This window comes from Sulfuricurvum sp. PD_MW2, from assembly GCF_002633015.1.
In the GTDB taxonomy this organism is placed as follows: Bacteria; Campylobacterota; Campylobacteria; order Campylobacterales; family Sulfurimonadaceae; genus Sulfuricurvum.
In genome coordinates this window covers 1-18,389 of record NZ_NSIU01000006.1, presented here as the reverse complement: position 1 = coordinate 18,389, position 18,389 = coordinate 1, and the positions used below count along the sequence as shown (strand labels likewise).

At 42.1% G+C, this 18,389-nt stretch carries 19 protein-coding genes and 1 tRNA gene; 11 read left to right on the top strand and 9 right to left on the bottom strand.

Annotated elements, in window-relative coordinates; all coding sequences use genetic code 11:
* Window positions 1–14 precede the first annotated feature (14 nt).
* Window positions 15–398: a flagellar assembly protein FliW gene (gene fliW / locus CJD30_RS04345; protein WP_294916663.1), complete on the bottom strand. Its 384-nt coding sequence runs from the start codon at window positions 396–398 to the stop codon at window positions 15–17.
* A 107-nt stretch (window positions 399–505) separates the two neighbouring features.
* Here fliW and CJD30_RS04340 point away from each other — a divergent pair, with 107 nt between their 5' ends.
* Together CJD30_RS04340 and CJD30_RS04335 are read left to right on the top strand one after the other, a co-directional pair.
* Window positions 506–3,124: a valine--tRNA ligase gene (locus CJD30_RS04340; RefSeq protein ID WP_294916661.1), complete on the top strand. Its 2,619-nt coding sequence runs from the start codon at window positions 506–508 to the stop codon at window positions 3,122–3,124.
* Complete coding sequence (locus CJD30_RS04335; RefSeq protein ID WP_294916658.1) at window positions 3,125–3,526, top strand: hypothetical protein; 402 nt, start codon at window positions 3,125–3,127, stop codon at window positions 3,524–3,526. It abuts the gene before it with no gap.
* 11 nt (window positions 3,527–3,537) lie between these two features.
* Here the strand turns inward: CJD30_RS04335 and CJD30_RS04330 are convergent, their stop codons facing one another.
* Window positions 3,538–4,104, bottom strand: coding sequence for a YceI family protein (locus CJD30_RS04330; protein ID WP_294916655.1), 567 nt, complete (start codon window positions 4,102–4,104; stop codon window positions 3,538–3,540).
* A gap of 128 nt (window positions 4,105–4,232) precedes the next feature.
* Between CJD30_RS04330 and pyrF the strand changes: the two genes are divergently transcribed.
* The 6 genes from pyrF to galU all read left to right on the top strand — a co-directional run bounded on the left by pyrF (window position 4,233) and on the right by galU (window position 7,466).
* The gene (gene pyrF / locus CJD30_RS04325; protein ID WP_294916652.1) at window positions 4,233–4,916 is read left to right on the top strand and encodes an orotidine-5'-phosphate decarboxylase; all 684 of its coding nucleotides are present in this window, start codon (window positions 4,233–4,235) and stop codon (window positions 4,914–4,916) included.
* 49 nt (window positions 4,917–4,965) lie between these two features.
* Complete coding sequence (locus CJD30_RS04320) at window positions 4,966–5,112, top strand: hypothetical protein (RefSeq protein WP_294916649.1); 147 nt, start codon at window positions 4,966–4,968, stop codon at window positions 5,110–5,112.
* Window positions 5,113–5,179: 67 nt separating this feature from the next.
* Window positions 5,180–5,270 (top strand) — tRNA-Ser (locus tag CJD30_RS04315).
* Between the two features lie 181 nt (window positions 5,271–5,451).
* Window positions 5,452–5,946, top strand: a complete 495-nt coding sequence (locus CJD30_RS04310; protein WP_294916646.1) for a rubrerythrin family protein — start codon at window positions 5,452–5,454, stop codon at window positions 5,944–5,946.
* 103 nt (window positions 5,947–6,049) lie between these two features.
* Window positions 6,050–6,439: a hypothetical protein gene (locus CJD30_RS04305; protein WP_294916644.1), complete on the top strand. Its 390-nt coding sequence runs from the start codon at window positions 6,050–6,052 to the stop codon at window positions 6,437–6,439.
* A gap of 202 nt (window positions 6,440–6,641) precedes the next feature.
* Window positions 6,642–7,466: a UTP--glucose-1-phosphate uridylyltransferase GalU gene (gene galU, locus CJD30_RS04300; RefSeq protein ID WP_294916641.1), complete on the top strand. Its 825-nt coding sequence runs from the start codon at window positions 6,642–6,644 to the stop codon at window positions 7,464–7,466.
* On the opposite strand, the gene CJD30_RS04295 is transcribed toward galU, so the two are convergent.
* The 6 genes from CJD30_RS04295 to pyrH are packed head-to-tail and all read right to left on the bottom strand — an operon-like array spanning window position 7,463 to window position 14,475.
* Window positions 7,463–9,043: an N-acetylmuramoyl-L-alanine amidase gene (locus tag CJD30_RS04295; RefSeq protein WP_294916639.1), complete on the bottom strand. Its 1,581-nt coding sequence runs from the start codon at window positions 9,041–9,043 to the stop codon at window positions 7,463–7,465. The two genes, galU and CJD30_RS04295, sit on opposite strands and share 4 nt — an antisense overlap.
* A gap of 7 nt (window positions 9,044–9,050) precedes the next feature.
* On the bottom strand, window positions 9,051–10,142 hold the full coding sequence (locus CJD30_RS04290; protein WP_294916637.1) for a nitronate monooxygenase: 1,092 nt from the start codon (window positions 10,140–10,142) through the stop codon (window positions 9,051–9,053).
* The gene (gene tyrS / locus CJD30_RS04285) at window positions 10,139–11,341 is read right to left on the bottom strand and encodes a tyrosine--tRNA ligase (RefSeq protein WP_294916634.1); all 1,203 of its coding nucleotides are present in this window, start codon (window positions 11,339–11,341) and stop codon (window positions 10,139–10,141) included. Before tyrS ends, CJD30_RS04290 begins: the two co-directional genes overlap by 4 nt.
* Before the next feature lie 3 nt (window positions 11,342–11,344).
* The gene (locus CJD30_RS04280; RefSeq protein WP_294916632.1) at window positions 11,345–13,507 is read right to left on the bottom strand and encodes a RelA/SpoT family protein; all 2,163 of its coding nucleotides are present in this window, start codon (window positions 13,505–13,507) and stop codon (window positions 11,345–11,347) included.
* A gap of 21 nt (window positions 13,508–13,528) precedes the next feature.
* Complete coding sequence (locus tag CJD30_RS04275) at window positions 13,529–13,744, bottom strand: DNA-directed RNA polymerase subunit omega (RefSeq protein WP_294916630.1); 216 nt, start codon at window positions 13,742–13,744, stop codon at window positions 13,529–13,531.
* Window positions 13,745–13,764: 20 nt separating this feature from the next.
* Window positions 13,765–14,475 carry a UMP kinase gene (pyrH, locus tag CJD30_RS04270; RefSeq protein WP_294916627.1) on the bottom strand — a complete coding sequence of 237 codons (711 nt, stop codon included), beginning with the start codon at window positions 14,473–14,475 and terminating at the stop codon, window positions 13,765–13,767.
* 126 nt (window positions 14,476–14,601) lie between these two features.
* Here pyrH and CJD30_RS04265 point away from each other — a divergent pair, with 126 nt between their 5' ends.
* Together CJD30_RS04265 and CJD30_RS04260 are read left to right on the top strand one after the other, a co-directional pair.
* Window positions 14,602–15,921, top strand: a complete 1,320-nt coding sequence (locus CJD30_RS04265) for a hypothetical protein (RefSeq protein WP_294916625.1) — start codon at window positions 14,602–14,604, stop codon at window positions 15,919–15,921.
* The gene (locus tag CJD30_RS04260) at window positions 15,922–17,019 is read left to right on the top strand and encodes a trypsin-like peptidase domain-containing protein (RefSeq protein ID WP_294916623.1); all 1,098 of its coding nucleotides are present in this window, start codon (window positions 15,922–15,924) and stop codon (window positions 17,017–17,019) included.
* 2 nt (window positions 17,020–17,021) lie between these two features.
* Here the strand turns inward: CJD30_RS04260 and CJD30_RS04255 are convergent, their stop codons facing one another.
* The gene (locus tag CJD30_RS04255; protein WP_294916621.1) at window positions 17,022–17,474 is read right to left on the bottom strand and encodes a hypothetical protein; all 453 of its coding nucleotides are present in this window, start codon (window positions 17,472–17,474) and stop codon (window positions 17,022–17,024) included.
* A 108-nt stretch (window positions 17,475–17,582) separates the two neighbouring features.
* On the opposite strand from CJD30_RS04255, the gene CJD30_RS04250 reads away from it, so the two are divergent.
* Window positions 17,583–18,389, top strand: an 807-nt coding sequence (locus CJD30_RS04250; RefSeq protein WP_294916619.1) for a PD-(D/E)XK nuclease family protein, incomplete at its 3' end; no start/stop codon positions are given.

Here is an 18,389-nt window from a genome sequence, read left to right as displayed (position 1 = left end):
ATAAAGAGGCTAAATTATGCTTTAAATTTTTTTATTGGCTCGGCCAAACCGAATCCTGGATGATTTTTCATATCTAAAACCGCTTGTGCCATAGTCGCGTTGTCTTGATTAAAAATAAGCGGGGCTAAAAAGTTGATGCATGATTCATCGAGCGGGTCTTGAATAACGGCGATATTATATACCACTACCTTTGAATCTTCATTAATATCGAGTAAAACGCGGATAGCTGTCGGAAGATCAAAAGAGTATTCACGAAGCATATACGGATTTACCAAGGTAAAACTGATATTACTCTCATCACAACTTCTCAGCGTAGCAAACATTTCATCGATTTCACTCAATTCTACTTTGGTTACTTGATCAAATCCTAATATCGTTGATTTTACTTCGTACTGCATTGTTACCCTTTGATAATTAATGGTTACACTAAAGCAATTAGCGTTCCTCTGAAAATCGATTGAATTTGGTATAATTCGCGATATTTTTATTAATCCAAGGCCTTCTTATGTCAGCTACCCACTACGATCCAAAGAATATTGAAGAGAGTTACTATCCTATCTGGGAAAATCGGGGCTATTTCGAAATCGACGGTAACAAAACAATCGCAAAACCGAACAAACACTTTGCCATCATGATGCCTCCGCCGAATGTTACCGGACGGCTTCATATCGGACATTCCCTCACGTTTACCCTCCAAGACATCATCGTCCGCTACAAACGTATGGACGGCTACATGACCCTTTGGCAACCGGGAACCGATCACGCAGGAATTGCAACCCAAAACGTCGTGGAAAAACAACTGTTGGCGGAGGGGAAAACCAAAGAGGAACTCGGTCGCGAAGCGTTTTTGGAACGTGTATGGGCATGGAAAGAAGAAAGCGGTGGGATTATGGTAGGACAACTCCGTAAACTCGGTGTTTCTCCTGCATGGAGCCGTGAACGTTTTACAATGGATGAAGGGCTAAAATCCTCGGTCAAAGAAGCATTTGTTCACCTCTACAACAAAAACCTCATCGTTCGCGGAAACTACATGGTCAACTGGTGTACGCATGACGGTGCACTCAGCGATATCGAAGTAGAACACGAAGAGCACAAAGGGAACTTTTACCACATACGCTACCCGTTCAGTGACGGAAGCGGTCATATTGTCGTTGCTACAACCCGTCCGGAAACCTATTTTGGCGATACTGCGATTATGGTACACCCTGATGATGAACGTTATATTCACCTCATCGGAAAAAGCGTGACTCTTCCATTGATCAACCGCAACATCAAAATCATCGCCGATAGCCATGTAGACCGTGAATTCGGAACGGGAGTCGTTAAAGTCACTCCCGCTCATGATACGAACGACTACGAAGTCGGTAAACGTCATGATCTGGAATTCATCACCGTATTCGATGAAAAAGGGATTTTGAATCATTATGCCGGAGAGTTTGAAGGATTAGAGCGTCTCGAAGCACGCGCCGTGATCGTCAAACGTCTTGAAGAGAGCGGATTTATCGAAAAAATCGAAGAACATACTCATCAAGTCGGACATTGTTACCGCTGTAAAAATATCGTAGAACCCTACATTTCAAAACAATGGTTCGTCCGCAGTGAAGTAGCGCGCGGTTCAATCGATAAAACGAATGCCGGATTGACCCAATTTTTTCCGCAACACTGGATCAACAGCTACAACGCATGGATGAATGATCTGCGCGACTGGTGTATCTCCCGTCAACTCTGGTGGGGGCACCGTATTCCGGTATTTTATTGTGACGACTGTAACCATGAATGGGCAAGTTTAGAAGAAAATCCAACTTCGTGCCCTCATTGTGCGAGCAAAAAATTCACCCAAGATCCTGACGTACTCGATACATGGTTCAGTTCTGCCCTCTGGCCGTTCTCAACTCTTGGATGGGGGAATGGCGACACTGCGCAAGATCAACTCTTCCAAAGCGAAGATATGGCTCGTTTTTACCCAAATACCCTTCTCATCACCGGTTTTGATATCCTCTTCTTCTGGGTAGCCCGTATGATGATGATGGGGGAGAGTTTTACGGGAGAGTTGCCGTTTAACCATATCTATCTGCACGCATTGGTACGAGATGAACACGGTCAAAAAATGTCGAAATCGAAAGGGAACGTCATCGATCCGCTCGATATGGTCGAAAAATACAGTGCCGATGCACTGCGTTTCACATTAGCTGTTTTAGCCGTACAGGGACGCGATATCCGCCTCAGCGGTGATCGACTCGAACAAAGCCGTAACTTTACCAACAAACTCTTCAATGCGTCCAAATTTCTCCAAATGAATGTTCCGACATTCAAAGATTTGGGCGATCAAGAGATCACCACTCCACTGGGTCGCTATATGTTAAGCCGTTTCCACCGAGCTACGGCAGAGACGAGAGCATTTTTGGATGAGTACCGCTTTAACGACGCGGCAACGGTACTTTACCGTTTCTTGTGGAATGAGTTCTGTGACTGGGGTATCGAGCTTGGCAAAGCATCCAAAGAGAGCGTTCATGAACTAGGGAGCATCTTTAAAGAGTCGATGAAACTGCTCCATCCGTTTATGCCGTTTATCACCGAGTTCCTTTATCATGAGTTATCGGGAACAACTCTCGAAGAGGGAGATTCCATCATGGTTATGGCATACCCTGATAATACGGCAACTGACGAAGCGATTGAAGCGGAATTTGCGATGATTATGGATGCCATCATCACCATCAGACGCGCTAAAACGCTCGTTGATCTCGGAAACCAAAAAATCGATCTTGCCTATCTCAAATGCTCAGGTAACCACGAAATGATGGCACCGTTTGTTACCCGATTGGCAAAAGTGGAAACACTCCGTTTTACAGAGGGAAAAATCGATAATGCAATAAGTGACATTGGAGAGATTGTCGAAGTGTATCTCCCGACCGATGCGATCGATCTCACCCCTATCATTGATCGTCTCACAAAACAACGTGAAAAGCTCCAAAAAGAAGCAGATAAACTTCGTGGTATGCTCTCAAACGAGCGTTTTGTCGCCAATGCTCCAGAAGCGGTCATTACCCAAAACCGTGAAGGACTTACTGATGCCGAAGATAAAATTGCTAAAATCGATGCGCAACTTGGCGCACTAGGAAACTAATTGCAAATCCGAGAACTCTCGCCATCAGAACTCGTTGAGGGGTTTGCCCTCCTCACAACACTCCGACTTGAACTCACTTCTGATCAGTTTGATGCTTTTATCACTTCGCAATACCCACGTGATTATCGTCCCATTGGTGCCTATGAACGCGGTGAGCTTCAAATTTATGCCGGTGTCAGTATCCGTGAAAACTTGGAGCTGGGTCGTCATTTAATCATTGATGATTTTGCAGTCTATGAGGGATATGAACATAAAAGCAAAGAAATGATCAGCTATTTGGAAGATTATGCAAAAATTCATAAATGCCAGACACTTTTGGTATGGGGAAAACAGCGGGGACTCTCGATCAATGATCTCAGTGGATTCCGCCCCAAACGGGACGGGTTTATTAAAACTTTTTAAACGCTGGAAGTTTATTCCGCGATCCCTTCAATTTCAACAACCAATTTGACTTCATCACCAACAACAACGCCGCCTGCTTCGATCGCTTTATTCCAATTCAAACCGAAATCTTTACGATTAATTTTGCCGTTCAGGACAAACCCTGAACGCTGATTACCCCAAGGATCTTGCACAACTCCACCCATGTCTACATCCAGTACCACTTTTTTAGTTATACCATGAATGGTGAGATTTCCGGTCATTTTGGATTTTGCAGCACTTGTCATAGTAAATGTAATATCACTGAATTTCGTAACATCAAAAAAATCGGCACTACGCAGATGATCATCACGTTTCGTGATCCCCGTATCGATAGAATCAGCTTTAATAACACCGCTAAGCGATTTAAACTGACCTTTTTCGAGATCATATGTTCCGTTAAAATTATTAAATTTCCCCGTTACGGTACTGATCATCATGTGTTTCACTTTAAATCCGACCGTCGAATGAGAAGGGTCTACTTTATAGACCGCGGCTGACAAATAACCGGAGCCGAGTAATAGACCGGCAAAAACTGTTGCTAATAAACTCTTTTTCATCGTCAATCCTTTGGGTTAAAATTATCTCTATTGTAGAGTGTTTTTAACAATCTTTTATTAATATAAAAATAATGCGCAATAAATTTAAGCTTCGTTATACTTTTAGTATCATATTTCAAAGGTTACCTATGCAACTTTGCGTCGCTCTCGATCTTCCATCGCAACAAGAAAATTTAGCCCTCATTGAAAAAATCAAAGAGTATCCGGTCTGGTTAAAAGTAGGACTTCGATCCTATATTCGTGACGGTAAACCTTTTATCGATGCTATCAAATCCATCAATCCCGATTTCAAAATCTTCTTAGATCTCAAACTCTACGATATTCCCAACACGATGGCAGATGCCGCAGAATCGATCATGGGGCTAGGAGTTGATATGTTCAACGTTCACGCATCCGCAGGACGCAAAGCAATGCGTGAAGTGATGAAACGTCTTGAACCGTATGAAAATCGTCCAATCGTTCTTGCTGTCACCGCCCTCACCTCATTTGAAGAAGGTGAATTTAGCCATGTATATGGAAAAACCATCGCAACCAAAGCCGACCAATTTGCACAAGATGCCCATGAAGCGGGATTGGATGGGGTCGTCTGCAGTGCATATGAGAGCGCTTCCATCAAATCGCTTACGTCCGATACATTTGTGACCCTTACTCCGGGTATACGCCCTTTTGGAGAAGATGCGGGAGATCAGGAGCGGGTTGCAACCATCGAAACGGCACACAGTGAGAAAGTAGACTTTATTGTTGTCGGTCGCCCTATCTATAAAGCAGAAAATCCTGCCGAAGTGGTTGAAAAAATACTCACTCTATTATAAATTGGAATATTCCTTGCTTTATTTTTGCAAATATGCGCAAGGAGTCTACATGAAATTTATGGATAAAATCGAATTAGTCGTAAAACTCAAAGAAAAAATTGCCGAAGCAAAAGCAACAAATGAAGCGCTTGCATTGCAATTACAAGCTCTTTTGGATCAAGTAATCTCAAATCCTCAAAACTCTCCCGCAATTTAATCAAAACAAGCATCTATTTAAGGTGCTTGTTATATAGAGGTACGTATAATTACGCCCTCTTACTAATGGACAGATGGGTGAGTTGGCTGAAACCACCTCCCTGCTAAGGAGACGTACTGGCAACGGTACCGAGGGTTCGAATCCCTCTCTGTCCGCCACACTGATTCAAATTCCCTAATTTACGTACTTTCCAGAAATTCATTTATGTTCGTGCTGTAACTGTGCCCATTGTTTAAAATTTAGTCATTCTTCAAAAACAAATCATGTTATTTTAGTTGTTCTTCTTTAGAATTTATATCTTATAATAGCCTCAGTATCATAGAAACTGGAGGGATTAAGATGACTACACAAGAAAATTTAGAAACAGCTTTTGGCGGCGAAAGTCAAGCATATCAAAAGTACAGTGCATTTGCAAAACAAGCTGAAAAAGATGGTTTAACGAATATTGCCAAACTCTTTCGTACAACGGCTGAAGCAGAACGTATCCATGCAGAAGGTCATTTAAAAGCAATGGATAAAGTTGGGTCTACTTTAGAGAATTTGAAAGCCGCTATCGGTGGTGAGACTTATGAATTTGAAGATATGTATCCGCCTATGTATGAGCAAGCGGTAAAAGAGGGGCATAAAGCTAAAAAAATGTTTGGTTATGCGCTTGAAGCAGAAAAAGTACATGCGGAACTTTACAAAAAAGCACTGGAAGCAGTACAAGAGGGAAAAGATTTGGATGAAGTAAATATCTATCTTTGTCCAACATGTGGCTATATAGAGTTAGGGACACCCCCTGAAAAATGTCCGGTATGTGGGGTCAAAGGCTCTACATTCGTACAATTATAATAAGCTAGTTTTCAAAAACTCTTCATAAAACACTGGAGGTATATTGCCTTCATGTGTTCGCTGCATTGCCTCATAAAAAATATGAATCTCACCGGAGAATACTATGATCAATTTTCTTACCCTCTTTTTACTGATCATCATCTTCTTGTTAACCGTCAAAATCATTTCCCGAAAACAGCACGAAGTTGCCGAAAAAGAACTTCAACAAAAAGAGCTGTTAATCCAAGAGATGCAAACGATCCTAAACACACAAATATTCTCTGCAAAAGAAACAAGAGGAACCATCGATAATAGCATCGACAAAAATCATATCCATCAGATCGCGGAATATTTCAAATCGCAGGGATACTCCATCAGTGAACTATCAAAGACGGAAGGGATCGATCTCATCGGGATAAAAGAAAAAGAGTTGCTCCTAATTCGGTGTGAAACGACCCTCAAAGAGGTGAAAACAACCGATCTTATGATATTCATTGCATCCTGTACCCTCTAAGTCGATCACAACCCAATATTCAAAAACCGTTCCATCGTACGTATATATTCAACTTCTCGTCCCATCAGAGACGATGCACGTCAATTCATTCGCGAAAACAGCCTCTCTCTACGTCTCAATGAAACACACTGAAATACACCTATAGCGTATACAGAAAAATGTTCTATTGTGATAAAATAACACCACTAATCAAGGAGTTTCGATGATCAAAAAATGTCTTTTCCCCGCAGCCGGATACGGCACCCGTTTTCTCCCTGCAACCAAAGCGATGCCAAAAGAGATGCTACCGGTACTCACCAAGCCTCTTATCCAATACGGTGTCGAAGAAGCGATCGAAGCGGGAATGAATACGATGGCAATTGTCACCGGACGAGGGAAAAGAGCCTTGGAAGATCATTTTGATGTTAGCTATGAACTTGAACATCAGATCAAAGGGAGCGACAAAGAAAAAATGCTTGCCGATATCCGAGATATCATCGATGTTTGCACCTTCTCCTATACACGTCAAATCGAGATGAAAGGGCTCGGTCATGCAATCCTCACCGGAGAAACATTGATCGGAAATGAGCCGTTTGCCGTAATTCTTGCGGATGATCTGTGTGATGGACATAGTGAGAAAGGGGTTCTCACACAAATGGTAGAACTGTTTAATAAATATAAATGTTCTATCGTCGCCATCGAAGAGATTGATCCGGCGCACACCAATAAATACGGAATCATTGAAGGAAGAGAAATTGAAGAAGGGGTCTATATGATCTCTAATATGGTCGAAAAACCCGATCCGAAAGATGCACCAAGCAATCTTGCGATTATCGGACGATATATCCTCACTCCCGATATTTTCGGTGTCATCGAAAATACTCCTGCAGGTAAAGGGGGAGAGATTCAGATCACCGATGCCCTGATGTCACAAGCACAAAATGGAATGGTGCTAGCCTATAAATTCAAAGGGAAACGATTTGACTGCGGAAGCGTTGATGGCTTTGTCGAAGCGACCAACTACTTTTATGAAAAAAGCAAGCGCTAAGAGTTGTTAGCGAAATATCGCCCTACCCCATCAACAAGACCCTCGACCATCCATCGCTGATACTTCTCATCAGCGATACGGACAGCTTCTTCCGGATGACTGATATAGCCTACTTCAACGAGGACAGCTGGCATTTGAGCCCCAACAAGGACCCAAAACGGTGCCTCTTTGACACCGTTATCATGTACTCCGCCAAATTGCTTGCGTAAACTGCCTAAAATTCCCTTTTGCAAATCGATCCCTAGTTTATTGGAAGCAATGATTTTTTCTTTGTTCAAAAAGCTCAAAAAGCTGAGTTTTCCGTATTCTCCCATTGCACCCATGTCTTCAGAGTTCTCAACTGCAGCAACACGCATCGATCGTTCACTGCGCGTCGGAGAGAGAAAGTAGGTCTCTAACCCCTGAGCACCGAGAGGATCGGATGTTTTTGGGATAGAGTTTGCATGAACCGAAATAAAAAGATCGGCCTCTTTGTCATTGGCAAATTTGGTTCGATCTTTGAGCTCGATAAAAGTATCGTTATTGCGTGTCATATAGACGGTATACCCTTGCGCACGAAGTTTTTCAGCCAATTGGCTGCCAATCTGTAAAACGATATCTTTTTCCATAAAACCGTTTCCGATCGCACCACTGTCTTTTCCACCATGCCCCGGATCGATAACGATCACTTTTTTACTGCGATCACGCGGCGTTACGGTTACCAAAGGGGGAAGTGCCGCGATTAGTGGAGGTTGTTGAATCTCAGGCTGTTTTACGATCGATGTAGAGGCAAGAGGAGGAGTCGTTTTTGGAGGTTCCAATGAAAGATCAATATAAAGCGATGAAGCTCTAGGGATCGGTTTAATCGAGATCGCCTGATCGTGTTCAATAACCAAACGCAATGTTTTCGCATTGTACTGCGCAAGTTGAATGCGATTGATTTTTTGATGCTCCAAGGTTTGGCTTTTTGAGAGTGTAGACGAATCAACATCAATGATATAGCGGAAGCGGCGTTTATCCGCTTCGATAATTTTCGACATACGTACTTCAGTTGCCTGAATTGGTGAATCGAATGTGAGTTCTAATCCGTTATCTTTCCATTGAATATTCAAAAGCTTATGACGCATCGTCAATGTGATTTCATCGTTACGAGCAACAACAGGCTCAAGTTTGATTATTTTTTCAGCCTCTGGTGTTGTAATCTTATTTGCTACAAGTGCAGGTTTAAATGTTTTGTCGTAAATAACGGAGGGGAGCGATGGTTCTGTTTTGACTGCAGCGAATGCCGCTTTAAGTGAAGAATCAATTTTCGGAGAAGCGGCTTTTGATTTTGCCAGATCCGCTTGATATTTTTTGACGTCGATCCCAAGTTTCTCACCTGCGTGGACGATCCCTTCCAAAGAATCTGCCGCCAAAGTGGCATTTTTATCAAGCATGGCTCTGAGGTAAAGTGTTTTATATTCGTTATATCCCCGAAATTGTTCAATTTCGTCACTGCTGTCCAACGCTTTTTTTGCTGATTCGATCCGCTCTCCCAGTGTGAGTCCCATCAAAGCCGTCATACTAAAGAAAATAAGTACAAAAAGACGAATCAGCACGCGGACATTACTCCCCTTGAGTCAATTTTTCCATCAACTCTTTGACGGAAATAATTTTGTCGATTTTATAACCGTTACTACCAGAAAAATAAAGTCCTAATTCCAAATCACCCGCATACGCATCGCTAAGGCGATCAGCAATACAAAAACCGACCTCTTTTGCTTCTACCCCACGATTACAAGGAGCGACACAATTGGAAATACATTTGATAGCCGGACCTGTTCGGCTATCGATCAAATTACGCAAATTTGTACGTACACCGCGTGCCGGATAGCCGACAGGCGATTTCATCAAAGTGATATCCTCTTCTTTGGAATTGATAAGGACTTGTTTAAAATTATCGTGTGCATCACATTCATGGGTTCCGATAAAACGGGTTCCCATTTGAACACCGCGAGCACCCAATGCCATCATTGCATCGATATCGTTTTTGTCCCAGATACCTCCAGCAGCAATCACTGGAATATCTCCCCACAGTGCGGCTTCTTCCACAACTGGGGCTACAAGGTTTTCCAGTTGGTATTCGTCCATTGCGCACTGCTCATAAGTAAATCCTTGATGACCGCCGCTCAAAGGCCCTTCCAAAACAACCGCGTCAGGAAGACGGTTATAGCGCTTTTGCCATCGTTTACAAATGATAGAGAGTGCTTTTGGCGATGATACGATCGGTACCAATGCTACATCAGGATAATCCGCTGTAAATTCCGGCATATTTGTCGGTAGTCCCGCACCGGTAATAATAATATCAATTCCTGCTTCACACGCATCGCTAACCACACGCCCGTAATCATTGATCGCATACAAAATATTACATGCAAGCGGTGCATCTCCACAGATTTTGCGGGCATTTTTAACGATTGCTGTCAATCCCTTTTTGGAGTAAAAATTTTCTGCATCGAGAGGACGGTTTGCTACCAGTTTATCAGCGTGAACCTTATCTTCATAATACCCTGTTCCAACGGCACTGATTACCCCAAGACCACCTTCCAATGAGACTGTTCCTGCTAATTTATCCCAACTGATACCGACACCCATTCCCCCTTGTACAACCGGGGTTTTAATCGTATATTTACCGATCTGAAGTGGTTTGAAGCTCATGAAATCACCTTTAATCGCGCAAATTTTCGTTTTCCGACTTGAAGAATATACTCACCCGTTTCAAGTTGGAATTGCTCGTCGCTTAGTTTGTTTTGATCGATTTTAACAGAGCCTTGCTTAATCTCCCGACGGGCTTGAGAAGTAGATGGGCTTAAGGCACAATCGACGAGTGCTTTTGCTATCCAAATAGGTCCTTGGAGAGTAAATTCTTCCATTTCGCTCGGAATTTCGCTCTGTGCATGGACACGCTCAAACTCTTTATGTGCACCTTCGGCTGCCTCAGCAGAGTGAAATCGAGCTGTAATCTCGAGAGCAAGAGCTTCTTTTACCTTTTTCGGATGGAGTGTTCCGTTTTCAACCCCCGCTTTTAGTTCAGCAATTTCATCCAAACTTTTTGCACTCAATAGCTCATAATAACGCCACATCAACGTATCACTGATACTGAGCACTTTACCGTACATATCATTCGGCGCTTCGACAACACCGATATAGTTCCCTAATGATTTAGACATCTTCTGAACACCGTCAAGACCTTCGAGAATCGGCATCATCAAAACAGCCTGCTCTTTTCCGATCTCGTATACGCGTTGCAAATGGCGTCCCATCAACAGATTGAATTTCTGATCCGTACCGCCGATCTCGATATCGCTTTTGAGATGCACGCTGTCGTAACCTTGGAGCAACGGATACAAAAACTCGCTGATCGAAATCGAAATCCCCGCTTTATAACGTTTGTCGAAATCATCACGTTCCAACATACGCGCGACATTATAGGTTGTGGTGAGTTCCAACATCCCTGCTGCACCCAACGGGTTGATCCACTCAGAGTTAAAAACAACCGTCGTTTTTTCAGGATCAAGGATTTTAAACACCTGTTCTTTGTAGCTTTGGGCATTTTCAAGTACTTGTGCGGGAAGCAATTTTTTACGCGTTTCGCTTTTACCTGTCGGATCGCCGATTTGAGCGGTAAAATCTCCGATCAAAAATTGGATATGTGCCCCGAACTTTTGAAAAATAGCTAGTTTTTGAAGCAATACGGTATGTCCCAAATGCAAATCAGGGGCAGTTGGATCAAATCCCGCTTTGACCGTATAGTTTTCCCCTTTTTCAAAATAGTTTTTGAGCAACGTTTCGATACGTGCTTCGTCGATTATCTCGGCAGTTCCTCTGCGAATTTCTCGTAATGCGGTTTGAATCATGATTTATCCTTGGTTTCGGTACGCGTCGTCGGTACGAAAAAATTGTATGATTTTCCCTTTTTTCTCCAATTTGGAGCGCAGACGGTTAATATCCGCTTCAAGGGTTTGAAACTCCATCTCACAATATTGGGTGTGTTCGGATTTCTCTTTTCCCAATTCGATAGAGTTGATATCGGCTCCCATTTTAGCCATATAGGTGAGGAGATCGGCGAGTGAACCTTGCGCACTTTGCATGCTTATAATGAGATGATAACGAAAATAGTGCTGTGCTTTCCATCGGACAAACACCATAGGGGTTCTTTTTTCAATCAGCACCGATGCATGTTTGCACATTTTATGGTGAATATGCGCTTTCCCCTCTTGCATAAACGCAACGATCTCATCTCCGGTTTTTGGGTGACAACAATAATCAAAAACCGCATCACTCACATTAGTGTTCGAATAGACTTCCAACGATGCAAATAAATATGGTTTGAGACGATAGCGATTTCGGGAGAGAAATGCACCGAATCGTTTATTTTCCCCTAACTCCTGGCTAAAGCGGTTGACAGTCTCTTTTAACAAATCGAGTTCATTCGGGACACGATGACGCTGATCTTCAAGATGTGTTTGTACAAATAACTCATCAACGCGAACCGGATCAGTATTGAAAATGAGACTTAAAATATTGATTCCCGTCTCCGTATCGATTGTACGGATTCTTTGGTTGCAGTTGGTTCGCATACTCGTTTTGGCACGCGAAGTTTTCACCGCATCGATCCAGCTGCAGCGGTTGATTTTCTTCGGTCCCGTTGTAATTTTAACGATATCGCCGTTATGCAGCTCGCTCAACAAAGAGGCTTTTTCTTTGTTAATCAAACACCCCTCAGCCGTGTCACCGATTTCCGTATGGACTGCGTACGCGAAATCAAGTGCTACCGCACCGCGAGGCAAGGTAAACGATTTTCCTTTAGGTGAAAAAACACTGATATCATCACTAAAGAGATCATTTTTAATAAGCTCGTAAAACGCTTCAACCGACTCATTTTGGTATTGGAGGTTGTGTAACCAGTCAAGACTGATCGGATTGTTTCCGCCGCTTTTGTATTTCCAATGCGCCGCGACACCGAGTTCGGCTGTTTTGTGCATCTCATAGGTACGAATCTGCACCTCAAAAATCGCCGTGGAATCAAAAACAGAGGTGTGTAATGTCTGATATCCGTTCTCTTTTGGAATCGCAATATAATCTTTAAAGCGAGAAGAAAGGGGCTGAAAATTGAGATGTACCAGCCCCAAAACACGATAGCAATCAATCGGTTTTTTCACCAAAATACGGACCGCTAAAAGATCAAGAATCTCATCGATACTGATTCCTTTGCGCTGCATTTTGAGATAAATCGAGTAGTGATGTTTGACACGGCTTAAGATTTCAAAATCTTCCTCATTGAATCCGTTTTCCAACATCATTTTGGTCAATTTTTCACAAAAGTCACTCAAGCGTGCATTGATAGAACGAAAATTCTCTTCCATGTACATGTCAATCGCTTGTTTCTCTTCATTGAAAAGATACTGAAAACTCAAATCTTCCAAAAGATTTTTCAAGAAAGAGATCCCCAAACGGCTTGCGATCGGTGCATAAACAACCAACGTCTCTTCGGCAATACGATGCTGTTTGGCTGGAGTCAGGGCACTCAGCGTCAACATGTTATGAAGACGATCACACAATTTGACTACCAATACCCGCACATCCTCGATCGATGCGACCAACATTTTACGAAACGATAAGGCCGAAACAACCAACTTTTCATCAGAATTCGATGGGATAAGCTGTGCATCTCGAATCGTATCGATTTTTGTCAATCCCTCTACCAAGTGGGCAACGTCACTACCGTAATCTTGTTCAATCTGATCAATCCCGATGTGAGTATCTTCTACCACGTCGTGAAGCAGTGCGGCAATTACCATAGCTTCATCGCCGGTGATATTTGCAACAATGGAAGCGACTAAAACCGGATGGATAATATAGGGCTCACCACTTTTGCGGAATTGGTTATCATGGGCATGTTGCGCTAGTGCGAGAGCATTTTGAACGGCAGGTGAAGAAGAGATGTGTTTATAGAGGTGACCTATGGCCCCCTCGACATCATTGATTCGGGTGATTGATTCGATATCCAGAGTGTTGTTCAATGATGCTACTTCGTCGTTAAATCAGGTTCGTTCTACGAAACCTTTGATGCTGATATGTCCCTCAGCGATCTCCATCAAAGCGATATCAGCTGTTTTAGCTTTTTTCACGTCCACATTTAACTTTGTTGTTGCTCCATTAAGAAGCTCTTCTGAGCGTTTCGCTACGGCGATTGCCAATTGGTAACGGTCGATATTCGCCGTTTCAAGTGCTTTTGCGGTTAGTTGTTCAAGTCTCATGTTTTTCCTTCAGTTGAGATTTATTTTACAATAGAGCAACGGTCTAGATTGCCCTGAATGATTTCGAGAAGATTACCCGGAGTAAACATATCGCATACGATAATCGGTAATTTGTTCTCTTTGGCCAATGCAATCGATGTATCATCCATCACTTTGATATTGTCTTGCAACGCCTCTTCATAACCCAATGTTGCGAGTTTTACAGCATCCGAGAATTTTTTAGGATCTTTTGTGTAAACACCGTCAACTTTTGTTGCTTTGATGATTACTTCTGCTCCGATTTCAATAGCACGAAGCGTTGCTGCCGTATCGGTCGTGAAAAACGGGTTCCCCGTCCCTGCGGCAAATATCACAACACGCCCGCGCTCTAAATGACGGGTTGCACGTCGAACGATAAACGCTTCAGCGATTTGTTCCATTTTGATCGCACTTTGAACACGAACATGCATCCCCTCGTGCTCACATGCTTCTTGCATTGCAATCGCATTGATCACAGTGGCGAGCATTCCCATGTAATCGCCTGAGGTTCGGCGAATAATGCCGTCCGCCGCCGCTGTAACACCGCGGATGATGTTTCCGCCGCCGATAACGATACCCACTTCAATCCCCGCATCAACGAGAGTTTTGATCTCACCTGCAATAAATTTTAGAATTTTTGTATCGATGCCGTGACCGTTTTCACCGGCTAATGCCTCACCTGAGAATTTTACCAAAACGCGCTTATAGCCCATACAACTCCCTATAAAGCATCTTTGATGTGCCCTGTAAATTACGCGTATTATACTTTATCGTCGCTTTAAGGTTGCTTTGACTACACTAAGCGCCATTAAGGTACAAGGAAAAACAACGTGACTCTTATGGATACGATCAGAGGATGGTTTATCACCCCATCCATGCATCGCGCACCGCGATACGGACGAGGAATTCATGCCCTTCCAAATCCCGATGAAAAAGAACTTTTCGATCTCTCATCGGCAGCATTCGTCAATGGAGAAATTTTAAACGGGTATGAGTATTTTTTATCCTCTCTGATCCATCATGAAAGCAGTTTTTCTGCCCCCCATTTAAGTATAGAACGATTAACTGAAGAAATATCTTTTTCTCTGATACAAGGTTCGGCACGTATTCAAGGAAAAGTGACAAAATCTTCTCTTGAAGCCCATGCCGATATTGCATTAAGCGACAAACTTCACGTCGCTATCAAACGCCATTTTTTAGAGCGAGATTTCCAACTCACCTATTGCCGCTTTAGCGAAACCAACGGCATTATACAGCTCTCCATCCGTTTGGATAACGCAACCATCACACCACAAAAGATTTTTTATCCTCTTCGTGAAATTGCACTGAATGCCGATTTTGAAAAAGAATTTATTGCCGGAGAATTTGATGAATCTTCTCTCCTTGAAACCTCCCATCTTCTCCCTATCTCTCAGGATCAAATTGCACTTCGTTACCGTTTTATGAATCAATGGATCCAAGAGACAAAACAAAGCCTTATCGGTCTTTTGTCCAACGATAATACAGGAATGACCTCTTTTAGTTACCTCTCCTTGCTGTTGCAAATCGATTATCTTTTGCTTCCGCACAAAAAAATGGCGAAAAATATCAGTGAAAAAATCAACGGCTATTTTATGGATGACGAGAAACTAACTGAAGATAAAAATGCCGATTTGGAACAATATCTAAGTGAACTCAGCGTGATGCATATCGACTATTTCTCCACCCAATTTTACGATTCAGCCTATACCTTTTCACCGTTTGAGCAAGCGATGCACGATGAGATTGCCGCATTTATTGATGAATCGCTCAGCAAAGTGCGCTGGTATAAAAATAACCGCTCCAACTACGTTATCAGCGTTATCTACCGCTATATCTCTTTGTATATTCTCTACAACTACGGTCTGCACCCTTCGCTGCGTAATCTATTGCATCTGCACGTGGAAATCTACGCTTCCGATTTTTTCCAAGCAGTCGGAGAGGCACCGCTGTATGATCGAACGACCAAGATATTTAATGAAACATTGATTGCGCAGCGTATCCGAGAATCGATCGAACCCTATACTGCCAGATATAAAGGATTGAACGATTTTTCAGAGCATATCAACTACAGCGATTTGGATCATTTCAGCCAAAGTTTTTATCTTCAACTCAAAAATCTCGATTATACGGAACTCTAAATGAACACCGCCACTCAAAAAATGGTTGAACAAACGATCGAAAGTATTGTCCAAATCACGAATCCTTACGGAAGCGGAAGCGGTTTTTTGATCGATGGACTCATCATCACCAACTCACATGTCGTAAGCGGGCTCAAAGAGGCTTTGATCAGTACGAAAACACTTCCAAAATCAATCGGAACGGTAATCTATGATGATCCGGCATTTGATCTGGCATTTATCCGCTCACCTCTGCCGATCGAGCACAAAAATCCGCTGATTCTCTCACAATCTCCGGTGATCGACGGCGACAGTGTTATCGCGATCGGTCATCCTTATGGGCTCAATTATTCGACGACAGAGGGGATCGTCTCCAAAGCATCTCGTTTGCAAGGGGAAGTGGAATACATCCAATTCGATGCCGCTATCAATCCCGGGAACAGCGGAGGACCACTCCTCAATGATGCAGCAGAAGTTATCGGGGTTAATACCTTTATCATCCAAAACTCGAACAATTTGGGATTTGCACTCCCCGCATACACGCTCAAAGAAGCACTCGATCAATTCAAAGCACTCAATACCGAGGACGTTATCCGATGCGTATCGTGTAAAAATCTCATCCTTGAACCAACCATTCAAAATGACTATTGCCCCAAATGCGGAACAAAGCTCGATGTTGCGAAACGCAGACGCGAGGGGTACAAACCCTCCGGTGTCGTTGCACTCATCGAAAAGATCTTAGGAGCGCTTCATATCAATGTTACCCTATCACGCAGAAGTCAGCGAAGCTGGCGTTTCGAGCTTGAAAAAACGCGCATCGACATCAACTATTACGATAACGGAATCGTCATTGCCGATTCGGCACTCTGCCGTATTCCACAGGAAAATATTGCAGAACTCTATAATTTTTTATTGAAAGAAAACAGTAATTTGGAACGACTGCAGTTTTCGATCAACGAAAATACCATCTATCTCTCGTTCATCGTCGTCGATTCTTCACTGAGCGAAACACACGGAACATGGGCACTGCGCAAACTTTTCGATCACGCTCCGCGCTATCAGAAGCTTCTTCGTGAGCGTTTCAATGCCCTTGAACCGAAGTTTGATGAGTTTGAATAACTCTAAAAATTAAAATCTATAGCATACTGATATCGCGGTCTAATATCGATCCATACGGTATCGATTGAGGCAATATCTTCCCATGAGTGAATGTGATCATACAAACTATGAAAAAGCCAACAATGAAATTCGCCTTTCATAGGATGATTTTTCCATGAAGTAAATTCATTATGATTTATTTCATCAGCTAAAAAGTAGCCATGACTTTCTTTATCTTCTCCAGATATACCTTTTAACTTTTCATAAAGTTCGCAAAATGGATCTCCATCTGAATCCTTTCTAAAAAAACCTATTACACAATCAAGCTCATAATCCACCATTCCATCTACACCTTTGGCAAGTTCTTTTTGAAGATTATTATCAAGTCGTGTGGCAACTCGAACGATTCGCTTTTCGATTGCTGTCAATTTTGTATTGATATCTTTAAGATGTTTATGCAATTTCATGTCTAACATATAATCTCCGTATTAATTGGTTCTGATATCATAAACACAAACAAAGACAAATAATGTCTACAAAGTAACTTATACTTCCTATGATATAATCAACTGGTAGGAGCAAAAATGGAACTATATAGACATAAAATGGTAGAAGAAAATGGACATAGCCAATTTATAGTTGAGCTATTAAAAAACAAAAAGAATCTCTCAGATTTTTTAAATATTATTAATTTCGAAATTGGCTTTAAGTCAGATGTAACAATCACTTTTGAAGAACAAGCTGATACAAAAGAATCAAAAGGAAGAATTGATATTTTTCTTACCGATGGTACTAATGCACTTTTGATTGAAAATAAAATCAATGCCAACGATCAACCCAAACAGCTTGAAAGGTATAGCGACTGGGCTACAAAGCAAAATTTCAAATTCGAGCTTTATTATTTAAGTCCATATGGAAGCAATCCTTCCAAAGAGGGGCTTGGAAAACTACAGTTCAACGATATTAAAATTATCTCTTATTCCAAACACATAAGAGAATGGCTAACCAAATGCTTGGAAGAAAAAAATGCATATGAAGATGTGTTAAACGACTATCTAAAGCAATGGAATGCATATCTTTCAAATGATTGGAGCAATGAAGCAAAGAATCTATATCATTTTTTTGAAGCTATTAGCCAAAACCAAGTGTTGACTTCTCTGGAATATACAGATGAGCCTGTGAATGAATCCCATATGCCTTTAATTATAAAAGGAAATTTTGATCTAGGCTTTACCTATCAGGGTAAAGAAGTAAAACTTACATATGATGCCAACGAAAATGACATATTTTTAAGAATGACTCTGGAAGATTTTGAAACATCTGGATTAAAAAAAGACGGTTGGAAAAAATCCGGTCAACATTACGACTACATTATTTACAGTATTAAAAAC